General features: G+C 43.0%; 16 protein-coding genes, 1 tRNA gene and 1 pseudogene. 10 read left to right on the forward strand and 8 right to left on the reverse strand.

Annotation, left to right across the window (positions count from 1 at the left end; genetic code table 11):
- Both IBX40_04370 and hisD read right to left on the reverse strand, forming a co-directional pair.
- The coding region (locus IBX40_04370) for a hypothetical protein (protein ID MBE0523555.1) at positions 1-257 on the reverse strand (257 nt) is incomplete at its 3' end.
- 77 nt (positions 258-334) lie between these two features.
- Positions 335-1,609, reverse strand: coding sequence for a histidinol dehydrogenase (gene hisD, locus IBX40_04375; GenBank protein ID MBE0523556.1), 1,275 nt, complete (start codon positions 1,607-1,609; stop codon positions 335-337).
- 117 nt (positions 1,610-1,726) lie between these two features.
- Between hisD and IBX40_04380 the strand changes: the two genes are divergently transcribed.
- Entirely contained in the window at positions 1,727-1,990 is a 264-nt protein-coding gene (locus IBX40_04380) for a mechanosensitive ion channel (GenBank protein ID MBE0523557.1), read from the forward strand.
- Positions 1,991-2,021: 31 nt separating this feature from the next.
- Here IBX40_04380 and mutL read toward each other — a convergent pair whose 3' ends face one another.
- Together mutL and mutS are read right to left on the reverse strand one after the other, a co-directional pair.
- Complete coding sequence (mutL, locus tag IBX40_04385) at positions 2,022-3,758, reverse strand: DNA mismatch repair endonuclease MutL (GenBank protein ID MBE0523558.1); 1,737 nt, start codon at positions 3,756-3,758, stop codon at positions 2,022-2,024.
- A complete protein-coding gene (gene mutS / locus IBX40_04390) occupies positions 3,751-6,375 on the reverse strand; it encodes a DNA mismatch repair protein MutS (protein MBE0523559.1) in 2,625 nt (874 codons plus the stop codon). The genes mutL and mutS overlap by 8 nt, the downstream gene beginning before the upstream one ends.
- A gap of 367 nt (positions 6,376-6,742) precedes the next feature.
- Between mutS and IBX40_04395 the strand changes: the two genes are divergently transcribed.
- The 4 genes from IBX40_04395 to IBX40_04410 are packed head-to-tail and all read left to right on the forward strand — an operon-like array spanning position 6,743 to position 9,963.
- Positions 6,743-7,609, forward strand: a complete 867-nt coding sequence (locus tag IBX40_04395; GenBank protein ID MBE0523560.1) for a branched-chain amino acid ABC transporter permease — start codon at positions 6,743-6,745, stop codon at positions 7,607-7,609.
- Complete coding sequence (locus IBX40_04400) at positions 7,606-8,499, forward strand: branched-chain amino acid ABC transporter permease (GenBank protein ID MBE0523561.1); 894 nt, start codon at positions 7,606-7,608, stop codon at positions 8,497-8,499. The genes IBX40_04395 and IBX40_04400 overlap by 4 nt, the downstream gene beginning before the upstream one ends.
- Position 8,500: 1 nt before the next feature.
- Positions 8,501-9,265 carry an ABC transporter ATP-binding protein gene (locus IBX40_04405; GenBank protein MBE0523562.1) on the forward strand — a complete coding sequence of 255 codons (765 nt, stop codon included), beginning with the start codon at positions 8,501-8,503 and terminating at the stop codon, positions 9,263-9,265.
- 41 nt (positions 9,266-9,306) lie between these two features.
- Entirely contained in the window at positions 9,307-9,963 is a 657-nt protein-coding gene (locus tag IBX40_04410; GenBank protein ID MBE0523563.1) for an ABC transporter ATP-binding protein, read from the forward strand.
- A 23-nt stretch (positions 9,964-9,986) separates the two neighbouring features.
- Here the strand turns inward: IBX40_04410 and IBX40_04415 are convergent, their stop codons facing one another.
- Positions 9,987-11,252 (reverse strand): ABC transporter substrate-binding protein, encoded by a 1,266-nt coding sequence (locus IBX40_04415; protein MBE0523564.1) that lies wholly within the window; start codon positions 11,250-11,252, stop codon positions 9,987-9,989.
- Positions 11,253-11,434: 182 nt separating this feature from the next.
- Here IBX40_04415 and IBX40_04420 point away from each other — a divergent pair.
- Together IBX40_04420 and IBX40_04425 are read left to right on the forward strand one after the other, a co-directional pair.
- A tRNA-Gly gene (locus tag IBX40_04420) sits at positions 11,435-11,506 on the forward strand.
- A gap of 82 nt (positions 11,507-11,588) precedes the next feature.
- On the forward strand, positions 11,589-12,500 hold the full coding sequence (locus IBX40_04425; GenBank protein MBE0523565.1) for a hypothetical protein: 912 nt from the start codon (positions 11,589-11,591) through the stop codon (positions 12,498-12,500).
- Here the strand turns inward: IBX40_04425 and IBX40_04430 are convergent.
- A pseudogene (locus IBX40_04430) lies at positions 12,400-13,598 on the reverse strand (IS3 family transposase). The gene IBX40_04425 and the pseudogene IBX40_04430 sit on opposite strands and share 101 nt — an antisense overlap.
- Before the next feature lie 90 nt (positions 13,599-13,688).
- Between IBX40_04430 and IBX40_04435 the strand changes: the two are divergent.
- Positions 13,689-14,111: a zinc ribbon domain-containing protein gene (locus IBX40_04435; GenBank protein ID MBE0523566.1), complete on the forward strand. Its 423-nt coding sequence runs from the start codon at positions 13,689-13,691 to the stop codon at positions 14,109-14,111.
- Positions 14,112-14,377: 266 nt separating this feature from the next.
- A complete protein-coding gene (locus IBX40_04440) occupies positions 14,378-14,923 on the forward strand; it encodes an HNH endonuclease (protein MBE0523567.1) in 546 nt (181 codons plus the stop codon).
- A gap of 75 nt (positions 14,924-14,998) precedes the next feature.
- Here IBX40_04440 and IBX40_04445 read toward each other — a convergent pair whose 3' ends face one another.
- Both IBX40_04445 and IBX40_04450 read right to left on the reverse strand, forming a co-directional pair.
- Positions 14,999-15,391, reverse strand: a complete 393-nt coding sequence (locus IBX40_04445; GenBank protein MBE0523568.1) for a hypothetical protein — start codon at positions 15,389-15,391, stop codon at positions 14,999-15,001.
- A gap of 278 nt (positions 15,392-15,669) precedes the next feature.
- The gene (locus tag IBX40_04450; GenBank protein MBE0523569.1) at positions 15,670-16,179 is read right to left on the reverse strand and encodes a hypothetical protein; all 510 of its coding nucleotides are present in this window, start codon (positions 16,177-16,179) and stop codon (positions 15,670-15,672) included.
- Positions 16,180-16,323: 144 nt separating this feature from the next.
- On the opposite strand from IBX40_04450, the gene IBX40_04455 reads away from it, so the two are divergent.
- Positions 16,324-16,704 carry an ArsR family transcriptional regulator gene (locus IBX40_04455; GenBank protein MBE0523570.1) on the forward strand — a complete coding sequence of 127 codons (381 nt, stop codon included), beginning with the start codon at positions 16,324-16,326 and terminating at the stop codon, positions 16,702-16,704.
- Positions 16,705-17,240 lie beyond the last annotated feature (536 nt).

The raw sequence follows: 17,240 nt of genomic DNA on the forward strand, positions 1-17,240 counted from the left end.
TCTGTATCTTCCATCTCCTTTGACATTTTATAATCGTCCCAGCCCATCCATGCCAGGATAAAACCCATAAAGAAGATACATAAACCGAAGATACCTAAGAAAAATATGACCAGAATTTTCCAGAATGGACTGAACGATATTGGATTAGCAAAATAATCAGAAAGAATAGGAATGTCAATAATATACCATGCAATACCCACTATCACTAATAAGATTCCTATAATAAGATTAATCAGACCTTTTTTATTATTTTCCATAAAATCACCTGATATCTTAGGTTATTTTCAAAGTTATTTAAAGGTTTCGCGGAAAATCGATTGCTATAGAGCTACTATTAAATTAACCGCTTCTTAACCGCTTCTGCATGGGCATTTAATCCTTCAGCTTCTGCAAGTGAAATAATAGTATTTGCAAGCCCTTCCAATCCTTCTTTACTGATCTGCTGTATAGTGGATTTCTTTACAAAATGGTCCACATTAAGCCCTGAATAAATCCTGCCGTATCCGGCAGTGGGAAGTACATGGTTGGTACCTGAAGCATAATCACCTGCAGAGACTGGAGTATATTTGCCTAAGAAAATCGAACCTGCATTGATAATATCATTAAGCACCCTGGAATTGTCATTTGTCATGATCTCCAGGTGTTCTGGTGCGAACCTGTTGGAAAAGTCAATACAATCCTGAAGTGAATCTGCCACTATAAGCGCAGCATTTTCAAGCGACTGATTTACGATATCTTTTCTATTCGCGGTCTTGATCATCTCAGTTAAAAAATCCCTCACCTGATATGCAAGTTTCTCTGATGTGGTCACCAACACTGATACTGCATTTGGATCATGCTCTGCCTGGGCTATCATATCAATTGCAATGAATTCAGCATCAGCTGTTTCATCGGCAATGATAAGCACTTCACTGGGTCCGGCAGGGAAATCGATCTCACAATGGTCCCTTACCAGCATCTTTGCAGCAGTGACATACACATTCCCCGGGCCCACTATCTTATCTACAGCAGGTATAGTCTCAGTACCATACGCCATAGCACCTATTGCCTGGACCCCGCCTACCTGGTATATGTGGTCAGCACCTGCAATATGGGCTGCTGCTAATGTTAGTGGGTTGATTCCATCCGGCCCGGGAGGCGTGCAAACGATCACATTCCTGACGCCTGCTACTTTTGCAGGGATCACAGTCATTAGTGCAGTAGACGGATATACTGCCCTCCCGCCTGGAACATAAGCTCCTACTGCTGCCAGTGGCGTGGTTTTTTGACCCAGGGTTATACCAGGAGAGGATTCCATGAACCATTGGGATTCGCCCAGTTGTGCTTTGTGGAATGTCTTGATATTAGAAGCTGCATGTTCCAGGTGTTCAATGATCTCCGGATCTACCTGGAGTAATGATTCATTGATAGATTCTTGATCTACCTCGATGACATCGATTTCTATATTGTCGAACTTTTTGGTATACAGCCTGACAGCAGCATCACCCTGCTTTTTCACATCTTTCAATATATCAGATACAACGGGTACAACATCCTGGATTTCACCCATTCTGTCAAGTAAATTAGTTAATTCCAGATTTGAAAGATCATTTAGATTCTTGAATATCATTGTTTCCACAGGGCAAACAACCTGAAGATTAATATAATTTTGTTTGTTTTTCCGTATCTTTGTTTCGAAAATTTCTTAATATATTAATTAGAATGATCTATATATGCCTGAGGGGGTCTGGCCGCTCAAAATGCATTGGGCAATATCATCTCAGGTATATCACTGGCAATTTTCCAGCCGTTCAGGGTAGGTGATTCTGTTACGATCCATAAAGAATATGGAATGGTCACAGATCTTGGACTGCGCCATACTGTGATAACTACCTGGGATAACCGGAGGCTGTTGATCCCGAATTCAATTATCAGTGATGAGGCTATTATCAATTGGTCCATTGAAGACCCAACCATCATTTGGCCGGTTAATATCGGGGAAATGAAATGAAAGTCCTGGTCACAATAATCAATAAATCCAATTATATCCTCTTGAACAATTTATCCAGATCATCCCGATTAAATGCAACAATAGTAGGTCTACCGTGAGGGCATGTGAATGGATTTTTGCTATTGTATAGTTGTTCCACCAGATCTTCCATCTGCTCCTTTGAAAGGGTTGCACCAGCCTTAATGGCACCGCGACAGGCTGTGCTTTTACTGACATGTTCAAATATTCCAGTCTCATCCTTTATTCTCCCTTCTGCAAGTACGTCAGAGATGATATCATGCACCACTGTCCTTTCCTCCAGCTTACCAAGGATATTTGGAACCGAGGTTACTGCAAATGAATCAGGCCCGAACTCAGAAATAGAAAAGCCAAAATCTTCCAGGTAGGGAATATAATCCTTTATCAGCACTCTCTCTTTTGAATCCAGTTCAAGGTTCACGGGAGCGATAAGTTCCTGGGAACCTCTTTTGTCTGATTCCAATACCTGTTCATATAATATTCGCTCATGAGCTGCGTGCTGGTCAATAATCACTAGTTCATCCCGTGATTTCGCAAGGATATATACATCATCCACCTGCCCGAGTATCTGAATATCAGGAAGGGATTCTTTATTCAGTGCTGTTTCAGTGAAGAACCTTTCAGTGCGTTTGAGCCTCCTGCTGGTATCAACAGGTGGCACCTTGAAAACAGATCGCATCTCCTGTATTGGGAGGGGAACTTCCTTCACTTCACCATAAAAGGCCGTCTGCGTGATATTCGGTTCCTTTTTTGGGATCAGTTCCCGGCTATTCAAGCTATTCCTAACCGCATCTGCGATAGCTTCAATGATGGCAAGTTCATGACTGACCCTCACATATTTTTTAGTGGGATGTACATTCACATCCACTTCTTCAGGATCAAGAGATATTTTCAGTACAGCTGCCGGATACCTTCCTTTTGGCAGCATGGTATAAAACGCCAGCTTGAGAGCGTTACTGATAGCATTTGAACTTACAGGCCTATCATTTATGAAAAATATCTGCCTGTCCTTATCACTCCTGGTGATCCCGGGCTTAGTAATATATCCGGTAATGACAGCAAGATCTGTCCGAAAATCAACAGGCATCAGATCCCTGGCAAGTTCAGGCCCGTAAATATGGACAATGGTATCAAACAGTGTACCAGATGCGGGCGAGCGGAACAGCTCTCTGCCATCATGTGAAAGATTAAATGATATCTGGTTATGACCCAGCGCATTTCTGGTTACCACATCCACGATATGTGCCAGTTCTGTCCTTCCGGTCTTTAAGAATTTCTTGCGTGCTGGTGTGTTGTAGAACAGGTCCTCGACCAGCATTGATGTTCCATTGGCTGCCCCTGTATCACCAATATTCTTGACCTCACCACCATGGATTGCTATTCGGGTCCCTGCCAGATCGCTGTCCTGTTTGGTAACTATCTCTACTTTTGCCACAGCTGTGATCGATGAAAGGGCCTCACCCCTGAACCCCATTGTTCGTACGGTCTCGATATCATGGATATTACTGATCTTGCTGGTGGCGTGTTTTAGAAAAGCAATTGAGGCATCGTCCCTGCTCATGCCGTGACCGTTATCTACGACCTTTATTGAATCAATCCCATTCCCTTTGATCTCAATTTTGATCTCAGTGGCTCCTGCATCTATGGAATTCTCAATAAGTTCCTTAATTACAGAAGCGGGGCGCTCGATCACCTCTCCAGCAGCGATCTTATTGATAGTAGCTTCATCCAGGATATTGATCTTATTCATCAGTGGTTTTTCCTTCTGCCTTCTTTTTTAGTTCGTACAGGGTATTCAACGCCTCGAATGGTGTCATTTTCTCGAGTTCCATCTCTTTAAGGCTTTCAATTATTGGCTCTGGAGGACTGGACAAACTATTCTCAGGACCTAATAACATCATCTGGGTGTACCTGGCACCTCGCTTGCCTTTTTGTCCAATGCTTTCAGACTCCACCTCTTCCAGGACCTCTTTTGCCCTCTGGGTAACTTTCAAAGGTACACCTGCCAGTCTTGCCACATGGATGCCGTAGCTCTTATCAGTAGCACCCGGCACGATCTTGCGTAAAAATACCAGGTCGTGTCCTTCTTCTTTCACAGCTATATGGTAGTTCTTTACCCTTTTTAGGGAATCCAGATTCGTAAGCTGGTGATAGTGGGTTGCAAACAGCGACCTTACACCCACCCGTCCACGATTATGTATATATTCGACTACAGCCCGGGCAATGCTGTACCCATCAAAGGTGCTGGTACCCCTGCCGATCTCATCCAGTAGTACCAGGCTCTTTGGTGTGGCATTATTCAGGATATTTGCCAGTTCCACCATTTCCACCATAAAGGTGCTCTGCCCGCTGGCCAGGTCATCGAAGGCACCTACCCTGGTAAAGATTCGATCCACTATGCCTATGGAAGCATAGGAAGCGGGCACAAAACTACCCATCTGGGCCATAATAACGATAAGCGCAGTCTGGCGCATATATGTGGATTTACCTGCCATGTTGGGACCGGTAATGAGCAAGAACTGGTCGCTGTCACAGTCCATCTGGGTGTCATTGGGCACGAACCCGCCAGGGACTGAATGTTCAACTACCGGGTGGCGCCCGTCCCTGATCAGGATATTGCAGCTTTCATTTACTTCGGGCCGGACATAGTTATTGTTTACTGCAGCTTCAGCAAGGCTTATAATAGCATCAAGCTGGCCAATTAATTGAGCAGTCTCCTGGAGTTCACTGGCATAGGCAGATATTTTTGAGACTATCTGCGAGAACAGATCGTGTTCCAGAGCTACACTTCTGTCGCTGGCAGAGAGGATCGTTGCTTCCTTTTCTTTAAGTTCAGGTGTATAGAACCTCTCGGCATTGGCAGTGGTCTGTTTCCTGATATAATCTTCAGGCACCTGGGAAAGATTTGTCTTGGTCACCTCAATGAAATACCCGAATACCTTGTTATATCCCATTTTGAGAGATTTTATCCCGGAACGCTCACGTTCTTGCTGCTGGAGTTTTGCCACCCACTCCTTACCGTGAGCAGCCATATTCTTTAGTTCATCCAGTTCGGCATTGTATCCCGTTTTTATCATACCGCCCTCACGTACAATCAGGGGGGGTTCATCTACAATGGAGCGTTCAAGTAGATCTGTCAAGGAATAAAAATCACCCAATCCCTCGTTAATAGAGTTCAGCTGATCAGATTTAATATCGATTTCCAGTGCAGTTTTAATCTGAGGCAAAACTGATAGCGAAGTCCGAAGTGCCACCAGGTCTCGGGCATTGGCGTTGCCGTAGACTATCCTGCCGATAAGCCTTTCCATGTCCCTGATCCCGGACAATAAAGTCCTCAGGTCATAGCGGAGCAATGTGTTTTTAGCCATTTCTTCCACGCTGTCCAGCCTGCAGTTGATATCTCTTACCAAGATCAAAGGCTGCAGGATCCATTTGCGCAGCAGTCTGGAGCCCATGGGTGTTTTGGTGTGATCCATAACCTTGAGCAGTGACGATTCAAAGGACCCGTCGCGGACATTTTTTACCAGTTCCAGATTGCGCAGGGTGATGGCATCCAGGACCATGAACTGGTTGTCAAAATAAGTCCTTGGGGTCTGGATATGGTCAAGTTCCCTCATCTGGGTCTCAAGTACATATGCTAACGCGGCCCCTGAGGAGGCTATTGCTGCTGAGAGGTCTTCCAGTCCCATACCCTCTAAGGTAGTTGCACCAAAATGTTCCAGCAGACGCTTCCTGGCAATGCCTGCTTCAAATGCATCAGCATTATACTCGTGTACCACAACTTTCAATTGTGCCTTCAACCTCTCGGCCAGGCCGCTGAACAGGTCTGGCGGAAGAATGCACTCGGCAGGATGCATACGTACGGCTTCGCTCATTATCTTGTCAAAGGGGGGTACATCCTGTATCTGGGTGGTCATGAATTCCCCGGTTGAGATATCCAGAAATGATATGCCCAGATCATTTCCATTTCCGGCGACTGACATCAGGTAATTGCTGCCAGAATCTGAGAACATGGATGAATCGATGATAGTACCTGGCGTGACAACCCTGACCACACCCCGCTTGACCACTCCCTTCGCCTGTTTTGGATCTTCAAGCTGTTCGCAGATGGCCACTTTGTACCCTTTCTTTATTAAGCGCGGCAGGTATGTATCAAGGGCATGGTAGGGTATACCTGCAAGGGGCATCTTTTCGCCTTCTTTGTCCTTACCCCTGGTAGTGAGGGTGATTTCAAGTTCCCGGGCCATGGTGGCTGCATCCTCTCCAAAGGATTCATAGAAGTCACCCATCCTGAACATGATAAGGGCATCAGGATACTGCTGTTTGGCGTCATAGTACTGGCGCATGGCAGGGGTCAGTTTTTGCATGGGGTTGGCTCCGGTTGGATAGTAATTGTATGGAAGGTAAGTATTGTAGGGGGGTGTATTTTTGTTTTGGGGTTTTGCAAATAACCGGATGATTTAGTATATGGTTAGTGGCAGTGTTGAGGTTTATTTTACGGTCAACTTTTTTACAGCCTCATATAACAAAAATGTTATATAACAAATTTGTTATGCAATTATTTTGAGTAATATTATTCTACCTGTTGGTAGTACTGCAACAGAAAATCATGTGTATGATGCACATTCTACAATGAAAAAATCATAATGGGTAGCATTAATATAGTTGAAAATACACTAAATATAACTCAAACCATATATTTGGACAGAGCGAAGAAAACGCATAAAAGTGAATATGACCATGTTGCAACTTATAGTCAACGGAATAGTCGTGGGAAGCATCATCGCCCTTGCTGCCATCGGCCTGACAATGGTGTATGGTATCCTGAATTTTGCCAACTTCTCACATGCTGATTTTCTGGCGTTAGGAGCTTATATTGCTTTTGTACTAAATACCGTCCTTGGTATCAATATATTATTATCATTTTTTATTGCCATAGCAATTTCAGGTGCACTGGGTGTGCTCCTGGACTTCCTGATATGGAAACCTATGCGAAAGAAGAATGCAGACCTTGTAAGCCTCATAATCATTTCCATAGGATTAGCCCTTATAGTCAGGAATGTGATAATCTTTATATGGGGAGGCAGCACCAGGAACTTTGATCTGCCTGTGCGAAAAGGCATAGAGATGCTGGGAGTAACTGTGACCCATTACCAGTTCATAGGAATAGGTACTGCCATCCTTTTCATGGTGCTGGTCCATTATTTCCTGAAACACACCAGGATAGGTAAGGCAATGCGGGCCATCTCTGATGACATCAACCTGGCCAGGGTATCAGGTATTGATGTAGACAGGGTCATTATGTGGATGTGGTTTTTGGGGATCGGGCTTGCAGGTGCTGCCGGTGTATTGTACGGTCTGGAAACCACTATCAGGCCTAATATGGGGTGGTTCCTCATCCTTCCTATGTTTGCAGCCGTTATCCTTGGAGGTATCGGCAATCCCTACGGTGCCATTGTTGGTGGAATGGTAATAGGGCTGTCCCAGGAATTGAGCATGCTTGTCCTCCCGTCAGAATACAAAATGGGAGTAAGCCTTGCGATTATGATACTTGTATTGCTGGTTAAGCCTGAAGGATTATTTAAGGGGACAAAAGCATGATAGACTATCTTGTAGCCATCAGTCTGATCGTGGGTATCTATGCCATATTCTCAATAGGTCTGAACCTGGAGTGGGGTTTCACAGGACTTATTAACTTCGGTCATGTAGGATTTTTAGCCATCGGTGCCTACACCACAGTACTGATGAACCTGAGCGGCTTTCCTCTCTGGATATCTATGATCTCGGGTGTGGTGCTGGCAGGTTTTTTTGGCCTTTTAATAGGCATCCCTACACTCAGGCTCAGGGAAGATTATCTTGCTATAGTAACTATCGGGTTTTCTGAAATTGTCAGGCTGTTCCTGCTTAATGAGGAATGGTTAACAAGGGGACCCATGGGACTGTTCGGTTTTGACAGGCCCTTTGAATCAATAGTACCCTTTGATTACAATTATTTCCTGTTTATCCTGATATTCGGCTCACTGCTGGTTATTTACCTTCTTGTTGAGAAACTGGTACACTCCCCATGGGGGCGGGTCTTAAGATCCATAAGAGAGGATGAGGATGTTCCGGATGCCCTTGGTAAAGACGTGTTCAGTTATAAATTACAGGCGTTAATGATCGGCTCTGCAATTGCAGGATTGGCCGGTGCCTTTCTGGCATTTAATATCCAATACATCAATCCCCGCAACTTTATTCCCATGGAAACATTCTATGCATGGATCATAGTAGTACTGGGGGGAAGTGCCAGGAATAAAGGCACCATCATTGGAGCCATAATAGTCCAGTCCTTTTATAGCGGTACCCGGTACCTGCAGGACTTTGTACCACTGGCATCTCACCAGATGGCGGCGTTAAGGGTCATGATCATTGGGTTATTACTGGTATTGCTAATGATGTACAAGCCGCAAGGCCTGCTAGGCAGGAAAGAAGAACTGACACTGGGGCAATAAGATGGGACAGAAAATTCTAAAGGTCCGGGACGTGAAAAAGAATTTCGGTGGTGTAATGGCAGTTGATGGTGCCTCTATTGCTATTGAAGAGCAGACCATCAGGGGGCTTATCGGAGCTAATGGAGCTGGTAAAACCACACTGTTCAATCTTATTACCGGATACTATAAACTTGACAATGGTGAGATATTTTTCAAGGACGAAAGGGTGGATCAGTTACCTACATTTAAAAAGGCCCGCAAAGGCATGGTCAGGACATTCCAATTGACCAAGGCTCTGTCCAGGATGACCGTACTTGAGAATATGCTGCTGGGTCCGAAAATGCAAAGCGGTGAGAAGATATGGAACATATTTTTAAGGCCGAAAAAAGTGGCTTCTGAAGAAGCAAAAGCAGTAGAAAAAGCACTTGAGATACTGGACTTTTTTGATCTGACACATATGAAAGATGATTATGCAGGTGCCCTTTCGGGTGGACAGAAGCGACTGCTTGAGATGGCCAGGGCACTGATGACAGACCCGAAGATGCTTTTATTGGACGAACCTTTTGCAGGGGTAAATCCCACCCTGGCCAGGAAACTGGTCAGTCGCATTAAAGAGCTCAGGGAACGGGGCATGACCTTCCTCATTATAGAACATGATATGCCTCTGATCACAGAAGTGAGTGATACTCTCATTTTCATGAATCATGGTAAGATAATCCTGGAGGGGGCGCCAGAGGATGTCAGGCAGGACCCCAGGGTACTGGACGCATATCTCGGAGGTGAGTGAACATTCTTCATGTTGAAGGAGTAGTGTCAGGTTATACTGACATGGACATCCTGAACGGGGTATCCATATCTGCTGAAACTGGTGAGATCGTATCCATTATCGGTCCTAACGGCGCAGGCAAGTCCACATTGCTCAAGACCATTATCGGGATGCTAAAGCCCAGAAGTGGTAAGATACTTTTTAAGGGACATGACATTTCAGGTATGACCACACACAAGATTGTAAGCCTGGGTATGGGTTTTGTACCTCAGGAGAAAAATACATTTCCTTCTTTAACAGTAATGGAGAATCTGGAGATCGGTGGGTTCCTTAAACATGAGATCGATCACATGCTTGAAGAGGTGTTCCATATCTTCCCGGTGCTTCGGGAAAAGCAGCATCATAGGGCAACCACCTTAAGTGGGGGAGAGATCAAAATGCTGGCAATGGGCAGGTCTTTGATGCTGGAGCCGGATGTGCTCCTATTGGACGAACCTACTGCAGGTTTGTCTCCAAAGTTCAGGGAGATCGTGTTTGAGAAGATCAAGGAAATCAATAAAACCGGCTCCACCATCTTGATGGTAGAACAAAATGCCAAAAAAGCGTTATCGATTTCCCACCGGGGATATGTACTTGAATTGGGCCGGAACAGGTTTGAAGGTGAGGGCTCAACCCTGCTGGAAGATGAAAAAGTCCTGAAACTCTATCTGGGTGAGTAAAAAAGAAAAAAAAAGAGAATCGATCACCCAAGATCGATTGAATCTCCCCATTCTACGCTACCATCTTCTGCTACCTGCCACTTGGCATAATATGCAGTGGTAATATCGCCATTTTCATCGAAGTTTACGTCACCGGAAGCTCCCTGGTAGTTGATCTCTTTTCCTTCTCTGATCAACATAAGACCTTCGCCGATATCTGTTACTTCAACACCGGGAGGATTGGCTATAACTCTGATATTGTCCCTTATGGCTGTACCATTAACACTTCCTGCTTTTTCGATTGCCAGGGCAATGACTGCCGCTGCATCATATGTATTAGCAGTGAAAGTGGTTGGAACCACCCTGTATTTTGCCAGATAGGCATCATTGAATGTCTGATATGCAGGCCCTGTGACCGTGGGATCGGGTGCAGTACCTTTGAATCCTGCAATGATGTAGTTTCCTTTTACATCCTTGCCAACAGATTCAGCCAGCCCCTCATCCTTTAATCCTTCAGACAGCAGCCATTCGGTATCGTCCATGGCACCCTTCACATATGCTGCTTTCAGGATCAGGCTGCCGGTCTCAGGGTAAGAGATCAGTATGATGACATCCGGATTATTCTTTGAAGCCTGTTCTATTTCAGAATCGAATATGTTGGCTTGCGGGTCATATTTGATCCTATCCAGTACCTCTCCTCCCATGCTTTCGAACTCCTCTACAAATACCTTTTCAAAACCTACACCATAAGCATTGTTCAGCACAAGAGTGCTGGCTGTAGTATAGTCCTCATCCATTGCCAGTATTGCCATGGCCTTGCCTTGAAGGGCATCTGACGGGCAAGTTCTGAAGTAGAAGTCGTTATCATCATAGGTAGTAAAGTCTGGTGCAGTATTTGATGGTGAAATCTGGACCACATTATTTTTTGTGGTTATTTCAATAAATGATAAGCTTATACTGCTGCCTGCTGCTCCTATAATTGCAGGGACCTTATTTATCTTTACCAGTTTATTGGCGCCATCCACGGCTGCAATCTCTGAGGTCTGGGAATCCTCACTGATAAGTGTTACATGGGATCCTAACAATCCTCCGTTCTTATTCACTTCTTCGATTGCAAGTGTGGCTGAATCCTGCATTGGCCCTCCGTAAGGAGCAAGGTCGCCTGTAATAGACAATAAGGTACCTATTTTCACTTCTGTTGTTTCCTTGATCTGGTCTCCTTGTTCATCATTTTCAACACAACCTGAAAAAGCTATAATTGAAATGATAAATATCAAAGCAATAAATCCGATTTTCATTTTGTTTGACATTATTACACCTCACTAACTTTATTAAGTATTAATATACTAAGTTTTAGAAGTGAAGCTTTTTATTTATAATTATCGTTTTCAAGCGAAATTGTTGTTACCATATTCAAATTATCCACTTTAAGGACTATTCCTGCGAAACCATTAAATCGAATAACGCTATACTGAAAAAACAATTCCATCGTGCACCGATGGTCTAGCGGCTATGACTTGGGCCTTCCAAGCCCACTACCCGGGTTCGAATCCCGGTCGGTGCATGAATTTATTAGTTCAGTGCCTATCACTTTCACACCGCACTTAATTAAAATATATTTATCAGCTAGTAAGAGGTGGTAAGGCATGAGTATATCTCTTTATAATTTTGAAAAGGAGTTTATTGCGCTTAAAGACAATATTTTCAAGACAGATATTTCTGAGGAAAACAGAGAGTTGATTCTGGATTTCACTGAAGACTGCCTCACGGGTTGGAAAGTGCAACGCATTTCGATGGCAAGAGTTATTACACACCTGCGGCGCATTAAGATTCTCACGCAGCAGTTGAATAAAGAGTGGCATTGGTATGATGAGAGGGACACAAAGCGATTATTACTCTGGATGGATGAGAAGTATCCCTTCCATGAGAAAGCATGGTCTCAGCATGGCTATAGGATCTCTTTAAGAAAGTTTGTGACATGGATCCGCAAGAAATATGGGTATCCTGAAGGATATCCCAATAAAGGGATATTTCTTAGTAGACTGGAAGCTGGACGGCATGCTGAGGAAGTAAAATATATTGAAGTCAGGCAGCCAGAGACGCTCAGAGACCCAGAGGTCATTCCTACGGACCAAGAGGTGGAATGGATCTCTAAAGCAACTATAAACCCTAGAGATAAAGCCTTTATCGAAATGAGCATAGAACATGGAGAGCGCATCGGGGCACTCGGGACAAGGCAAATTAAGCACGTTCGCTTCGATAAGTTAGGGGCTCTAGTCACAATGCATGACAAAACGTTCAGGGGTGAACCTGTACGCTATATTTCTTCAACTATGTATCTAAGACAGTGGCTTAATGTTCATCCTTTTAAAGATGACCCGGAAGCCCCCATTTGGATCAAATTGAATAAATTGCCTGAATGTAATCTGGAGTGCACCCCTTCCAGCGGACAGGTAGTTAAGCAACACTATTTAAAGTTAACGCCTCCTCAAATTCAATTGGCGGTAGATATCCTATCTTCGAATGAAGTCGTTTTTCATTATAGACACTCTCTATAAAATTCTCAATATTATCGAACGCTTCATCGAAAGTCCTATAATCCGATAGGTAGACCTCTTCATATTTTAAGGTCTTTATAAAACTCTCAGCAAACGCATTATCATAGGGATTTCCCCGTCTCATCATACTGATTTCTATACTGTGTTCTTTCAGACATTCGATATATGCATTGGATGCATATTGTACACCTTGATCTGAATGATGTACCAGACCATCGATATCCTGGCCTGCCCTACATTCCAGTGCTTTATTTAAGGCATTCAATGTCAACTGAGTGTCGATAGTTCGATCCAGGTCCCAACCAATACATCTTCGGCTGAAAACATCGATTATTACAGCAAGATAAATGAATTCCTTAGGCAACTGAATATAAGTGATATCTGCAACCCACAATTGGTTTATTCTTGCTACTTCCATGTCCCTGGTCATATTTGGATAAATCCTGTGGTTATGGTTTGAATTCGTTGTCACCGGGACAAAGGTCTTCTTTATGCAGAGTAGGTTATCCTCGCGCATCAATTCTAAAACAAGTTTGTTATTTACTTGAAAATCTCTTCGTTGCAGTTCTTTTGTGATGCGTCTGTAACCGTATTTCGGGAATTCTATGGCTATCTGTTGGATCTCATCTTTTAGTTGCATCTCAAGAGGATCGATTTGCTGAGGTAGTCTGTTTCTGCTCACCCAACCGTTATAACCACTTCTGCTTACATCCAGACAAGAGCAGGCATTGGTAATAGATAGGGGGAATTGAGGTAAAAATGAATCGATAAGCGTATACATCACCCCCGTGTATTCTTTCGTCGTTGTTCCTGCAACTTCACTTCCAAGTTGGATAACGCTTTTTTTAAAAAAGAATTCTCAGCATATAGTTCACCAATCACTCTCTCAAGTTCGCCAATTCTTGCATCTTCTTTGTAAAGATTTCCGTTTCCACTAAATGCATGCTCAGGATTTTCTTTAAACTCCCTCTCCCATCTTGAAATGAGAGATGGATGTAAACCATATTCCCTACTGAGCTGTGCCTTGCCCTTACCATTTTCACATTCACGTAAGACTTTCAATTTGAATTCACTTGTGTAAGTTCGTCTGATTTTCATATGTACACCCCAAAGTTATTTATTGCTTAACTAATTGTCCGTTATTTGGGGTGCACTCCAATCCCACTTGATTATTATGGGTTTAGGGAGATGATAAACCGCCTGATAAAACGCCATAATAAGCTTGCTGAAAAGAGTGGCAAACCGAAAATCAGGAAGAATATTACCACTCATCTCTTCAGGTATTATGCACAGACCCGAGATGAGAAGAACAAGATGCCCAGGACTATTATGTGTAAGCTCAGGGGATGGAAAACTGATAGCAGGCAACCTGAAAGGTATGCCCGACTCACAACTCATGACGTAGATGAGTATCTGATGGAGCAACACGGTCTTGAGAATCAAAAGGAAGAGACTCCGAAACTCTCAAGATGCCCTCGCTGCCATGAAATCAACCCGCCATCTTCGGAATATTGCTATAAATGCGGTATGCCTCTGTCTAAAGATTCAATCGATATGGAAGAGCAGGTACGGTCTTTAGTAGATCGGCTATTTGAGGATAAGATGAAATAATGGCCTATGTCCATAAAGCGGAATTTGCCATAGTTTGAAATTGCTCACAAATCCAGAATGAAATGCATAAATAAGTTGACATATAGACTGGTGTATTACAAACATATGGATATAGGTGGTTCTCGAATTGCCAGCGTTAATGGAGCAACATAGAACGGGTCGCCCTCTGCTTGGCGGTATGCGCTGATCCTGGGGGGACTTCGGGATTACGAGGCAACCTTTATTTTGAAAATAGGTTATTAGAATTAAGGTAATGAGGTAATAGAATGCCACCATCTGCAGTTAAGACTATTCGTGATTTAATTTATTGGCAGTATGCTAAAATTATCTCTGAATCCGCAGGAGCGGGGAAGAAGCAGTATGCTTTTGTTATGAATCGTTTTAAGAAATTGCAGTCAAACGAGATTGAATGGTCTGGGGCAATTAGAGAATATATTCGAGAGCGTGAGATGCAAAATCAATGCATTTATTGTGGTTCTACGAAAAACTTATCATACGACCATCTTCTATCTCGCAATCGCAATGGTCCTGACATTTCAGATAACGTTGTAATGGCCTGCAAAAGTTGCAACTCTTCAAAAGGAGATAAAGGCGTATATGAATGGCATAAACTTGATCGGCGTTATGAAGTACCCCGTATAACTGAGGGGAAGTATTTAAAGCTTCTATACAAACTTCATTCAGAAAACGATACTTTAGATGCTGGAAGGGTAGATCTTGAAAGACTCTGTAACGGCTGTGAACTCAAATACTTATGTGAGGATTCCACCTTAACTGTTTATTGTTTAGAAAGCGTTTTAAGAAGGAAATAGTCATGAATCTCTTCGAAATTCGTAAAGACATATTTAATATTTATCTTTCTACCATACCTCTCTATGCACGACACTTCACCCCTCATATTTCTCAGCGCCCAAACTGATAGCCTCCTCAACGGCTGCCATGTCTTTCATTATGAATATTCTTAAATCCTTCGTTTCTTGATAATCAACAGAATTTTTCAAAATAGCACTATATTTCTTATCCTTGCTGACCTTCACCATAAAATCAGTTGGATCCTCAACAATGTAAACATCAAACCCCGCCTTCATTTCCAGATACTTCATTACTTTATTTCTTGCACCCACGCTTTTCATTTCGAATTGGTAAGTTTGTGAGTTGTAATAATCTACCAGGCTTTTGAAAATCTCCTTATCGTCAAAAAAATATTTCAACACGTAGCCCTTGCCTATCTTAAAAACATTTATCCGCTCACGCTTTTTCTGAACATTGAATTCTGCCATAAGGATAAGTGAGGCTTGATGCAAATAAAACCTTTTGGATTTCTATTTCAAGCAAAACGATGAAGGGCTGCAAACTGCCGAATTATTTTCCGGGAAATTCCTTGATCGCTCTTCTCAATGGATCCGATGTAACCCATCCAGGATTATCAAAAACAGCGATTTCGGAATAAAGCTTTTAATCCAGAAGCATATTAGTATCCACCAGCCTTGGAATTGTTAATATTCGCATTTGTGAGTTGGTCAGACGCCAACAACACAACCGGCAAATCTGTGGAGATTCACTCCCCTGCAGTACATTCCACTATCCTTTCCCACATCTCCGGATACTCCCTGGCCAGGATCTCTTCAAGCATCTCCGCAGCATGATTGCTAACCCTGAACCTGGGAATTGTATGATCCAGATACCGGAATAACGCTGCCAGCCGTGGACTGTAGACCGTTATGATCCGACCCTTTCTTGTCTGTGTCTCAGCCAGGGCCTGATCCATCAATGCACTGTCAGGATGTTTCAGCTGTTCTGCCTTACCTGCCCACTCTGATTTTTTCTTTTCACGGGGGGCCTGGACTTCGGATACTATGCGCCCCCATAATTCAGGATATCGCTCAGGCGCAATCAGAGTAAGCATTTCTCCTGCAGCGCCGCCACGGCTGAACTTCGGATTAGAGAGTTCCAGGTATCTCAGGAGCACCGATGCTTTCTGAGAGTATAATGCAATCTTGCGGTCCACGATAGGACCTGTCTTTGCTGCTTCCATAACCTCGTGTAATATTGATTCGTTGAATTCCATAGTATTAGTTTGTTGTTAGTCTTTGTATATATAATATAGGCTCTTCCAGCGTTTCAAGTTTGTACTTCATCTAAATATCATTTATTATAATTAACTATTTATATTATAAATAAAATTAAGGAATAATACATTAGGTGATGTGATATGAGAACTTCTGAAGTAAGAGTTTTTGATGATATAGATCTGGAATTAATTGATATCTTACGGAATTTAAATCTGTCGAGGAATGTGGCTTCAACACTCGTATTTCTTTCCAATGTTGATGAAGCAACTTCAATAGTCTTGGAAGTTGGTTCCCAGCTCAGGCAGCCAGAAGTTAGTATTGCCATTAAGGAGTTAAAGAATTTAGGGTGGGTGGATGAAAGGGAGATCACTAAAGTAGGCAGGGGCAGGCCGATGAAAGTCTATAAGCTTGTTGTTTCGATGGGTGAAATTATAGAGCATCTCGAAAAACAGACCAAAGAAAACACTCAGTGTATGGTGAAAACCATTGAAAAACTAAAAATGTTGAAGTTTAAAAAATGATTAAATGAGGATATAGAAACGCTATGGGGAAAGCATACAGTATAGTGTATAGATCTCTTATTTTTTGCGGTTTTTAGCTCCAGTTCAAAGGTTTGTTTTGAATGTTTCCCTAAAAACTCATTTTTCCAATGCCGGTTGATGTCGGTTTTTTGAAATTCCGCTTAGGATTCCCTTAAATATCGGTGGGTATAGTAGTATAGGCACAACCGCCTTTTCTTTTAGATAAAAATGTATGGGGATAGATGAAACGATAGTGGTAGCCGCTTTTTGCTTTTATCGTGCGCTAAACCGAATTATATAATAATGGCTTATTTAATTCTCTTATCTCCAAATCATAGTAAATATTTTCGCAATCGGCTAACATTTTGTTGACGTCAGCACTATGATCATCAAATTACCGAATTGGTAGATATTGGTAGCTTCTTGGTAGTTCCTACTGTTCTGCCGGGTCCCCGTGTTCTTTCACCGCTGCCTCAGCCGCAGGTCGTGTCCCCGACTTACTGAACAGGCACTCTGAACGTTAATAATTCTTTCAA

The sequence above is a fragment of the Methanosarcinales archaeon genome, assembly GCA_014859725.1.
Lineage (GTDB): Archaea > Halobacteriota > Methanosarcinia > Methanosarcinales > Methanocomedenaceae > Kmv04.

Bases quoted from the DNA above. Each gene is read 5' to 3' on its own strand.
- hisD (MBE0523556.1), bottom strand. From the start codon at position 1,609: ATGATATTCAAGAATCTAAATGATCTTTCAAATCTGGAATTAACTAAT.
- mutL (MBE0523558.1), bottom strand. From the start codon at position 3,758: ATGAATAAGATCAATATCCTGGATGAAGCTACTATCAATAAGATCGCT.
- mutS (MBE0523559.1), bottom strand. From the start codon at position 6,375: ATGCAAAAACTGACCCCTGCCATGCGCCAGTACTATGACGCCAAACAG.
- IBX40_04395 (MBE0523560.1), top strand. From the start codon at position 6,743: ATGACCATGTTGCAACTTATAGTCAACGGAATAGTCGTGGGAAGCATC.
- IBX40_04400 (MBE0523561.1), top strand. From the start codon at position 7,606: ATGATAGACTATCTTGTAGCCATCAGTCTGATCGTGGGTATCTATGCC.
- IBX40_04405 (MBE0523562.1), top strand. From the start codon at position 8,501: ATGGGACAGAAAATTCTAAAGGTCCGGGACGTGAAAAAGAATTTCGGT.
- IBX40_04410 (MBE0523563.1), top strand. From the start codon at position 9,307: ATGGACATCCTGAACGGGGTATCCATATCTGCTGAAACTGGTGAGATC.
- IBX40_04415 (MBE0523564.1), bottom strand. From the start codon at position 11,252: ATGTCAAACAAAATGAAAATCGGATTTATTGCTTTGATATTTATCATT.
- IBX40_04425 (MBE0523565.1), top strand. From the start codon at position 11,589: ATGAGTATATCTCTTTATAATTTTGAAAAGGAGTTTATTGCGCTTAAA.
- IBX40_04435 (MBE0523566.1), top strand. From the start codon at position 13,689: ATGATAAACCGCCTGATAAAACGCCATAATAAGCTTGCTGAAAAGAGT.
- IBX40_04440 (MBE0523567.1), top strand. From the start codon at position 14,378: ATGCCACCATCTGCAGTTAAGACTATTCGTGATTTAATTTATTGGCAG.
- IBX40_04445 (MBE0523568.1), bottom strand. From the start codon at position 15,391: ATGGCAGAATTCAATGTTCAGAAAAAGCGTGAGCGGATAAATGTTTTT.
- IBX40_04450 (MBE0523569.1), bottom strand. From the start codon at position 16,179: ATGGAATTCAACGAATCAATATTACACGAGGTTATGGAAGCAGCAAAG.
- IBX40_04455 (MBE0523570.1), top strand. From the start codon at position 16,324: ATGAGAACTTCTGAAGTAAGAGTTTTTGATGATATAGATCTGGAATTA.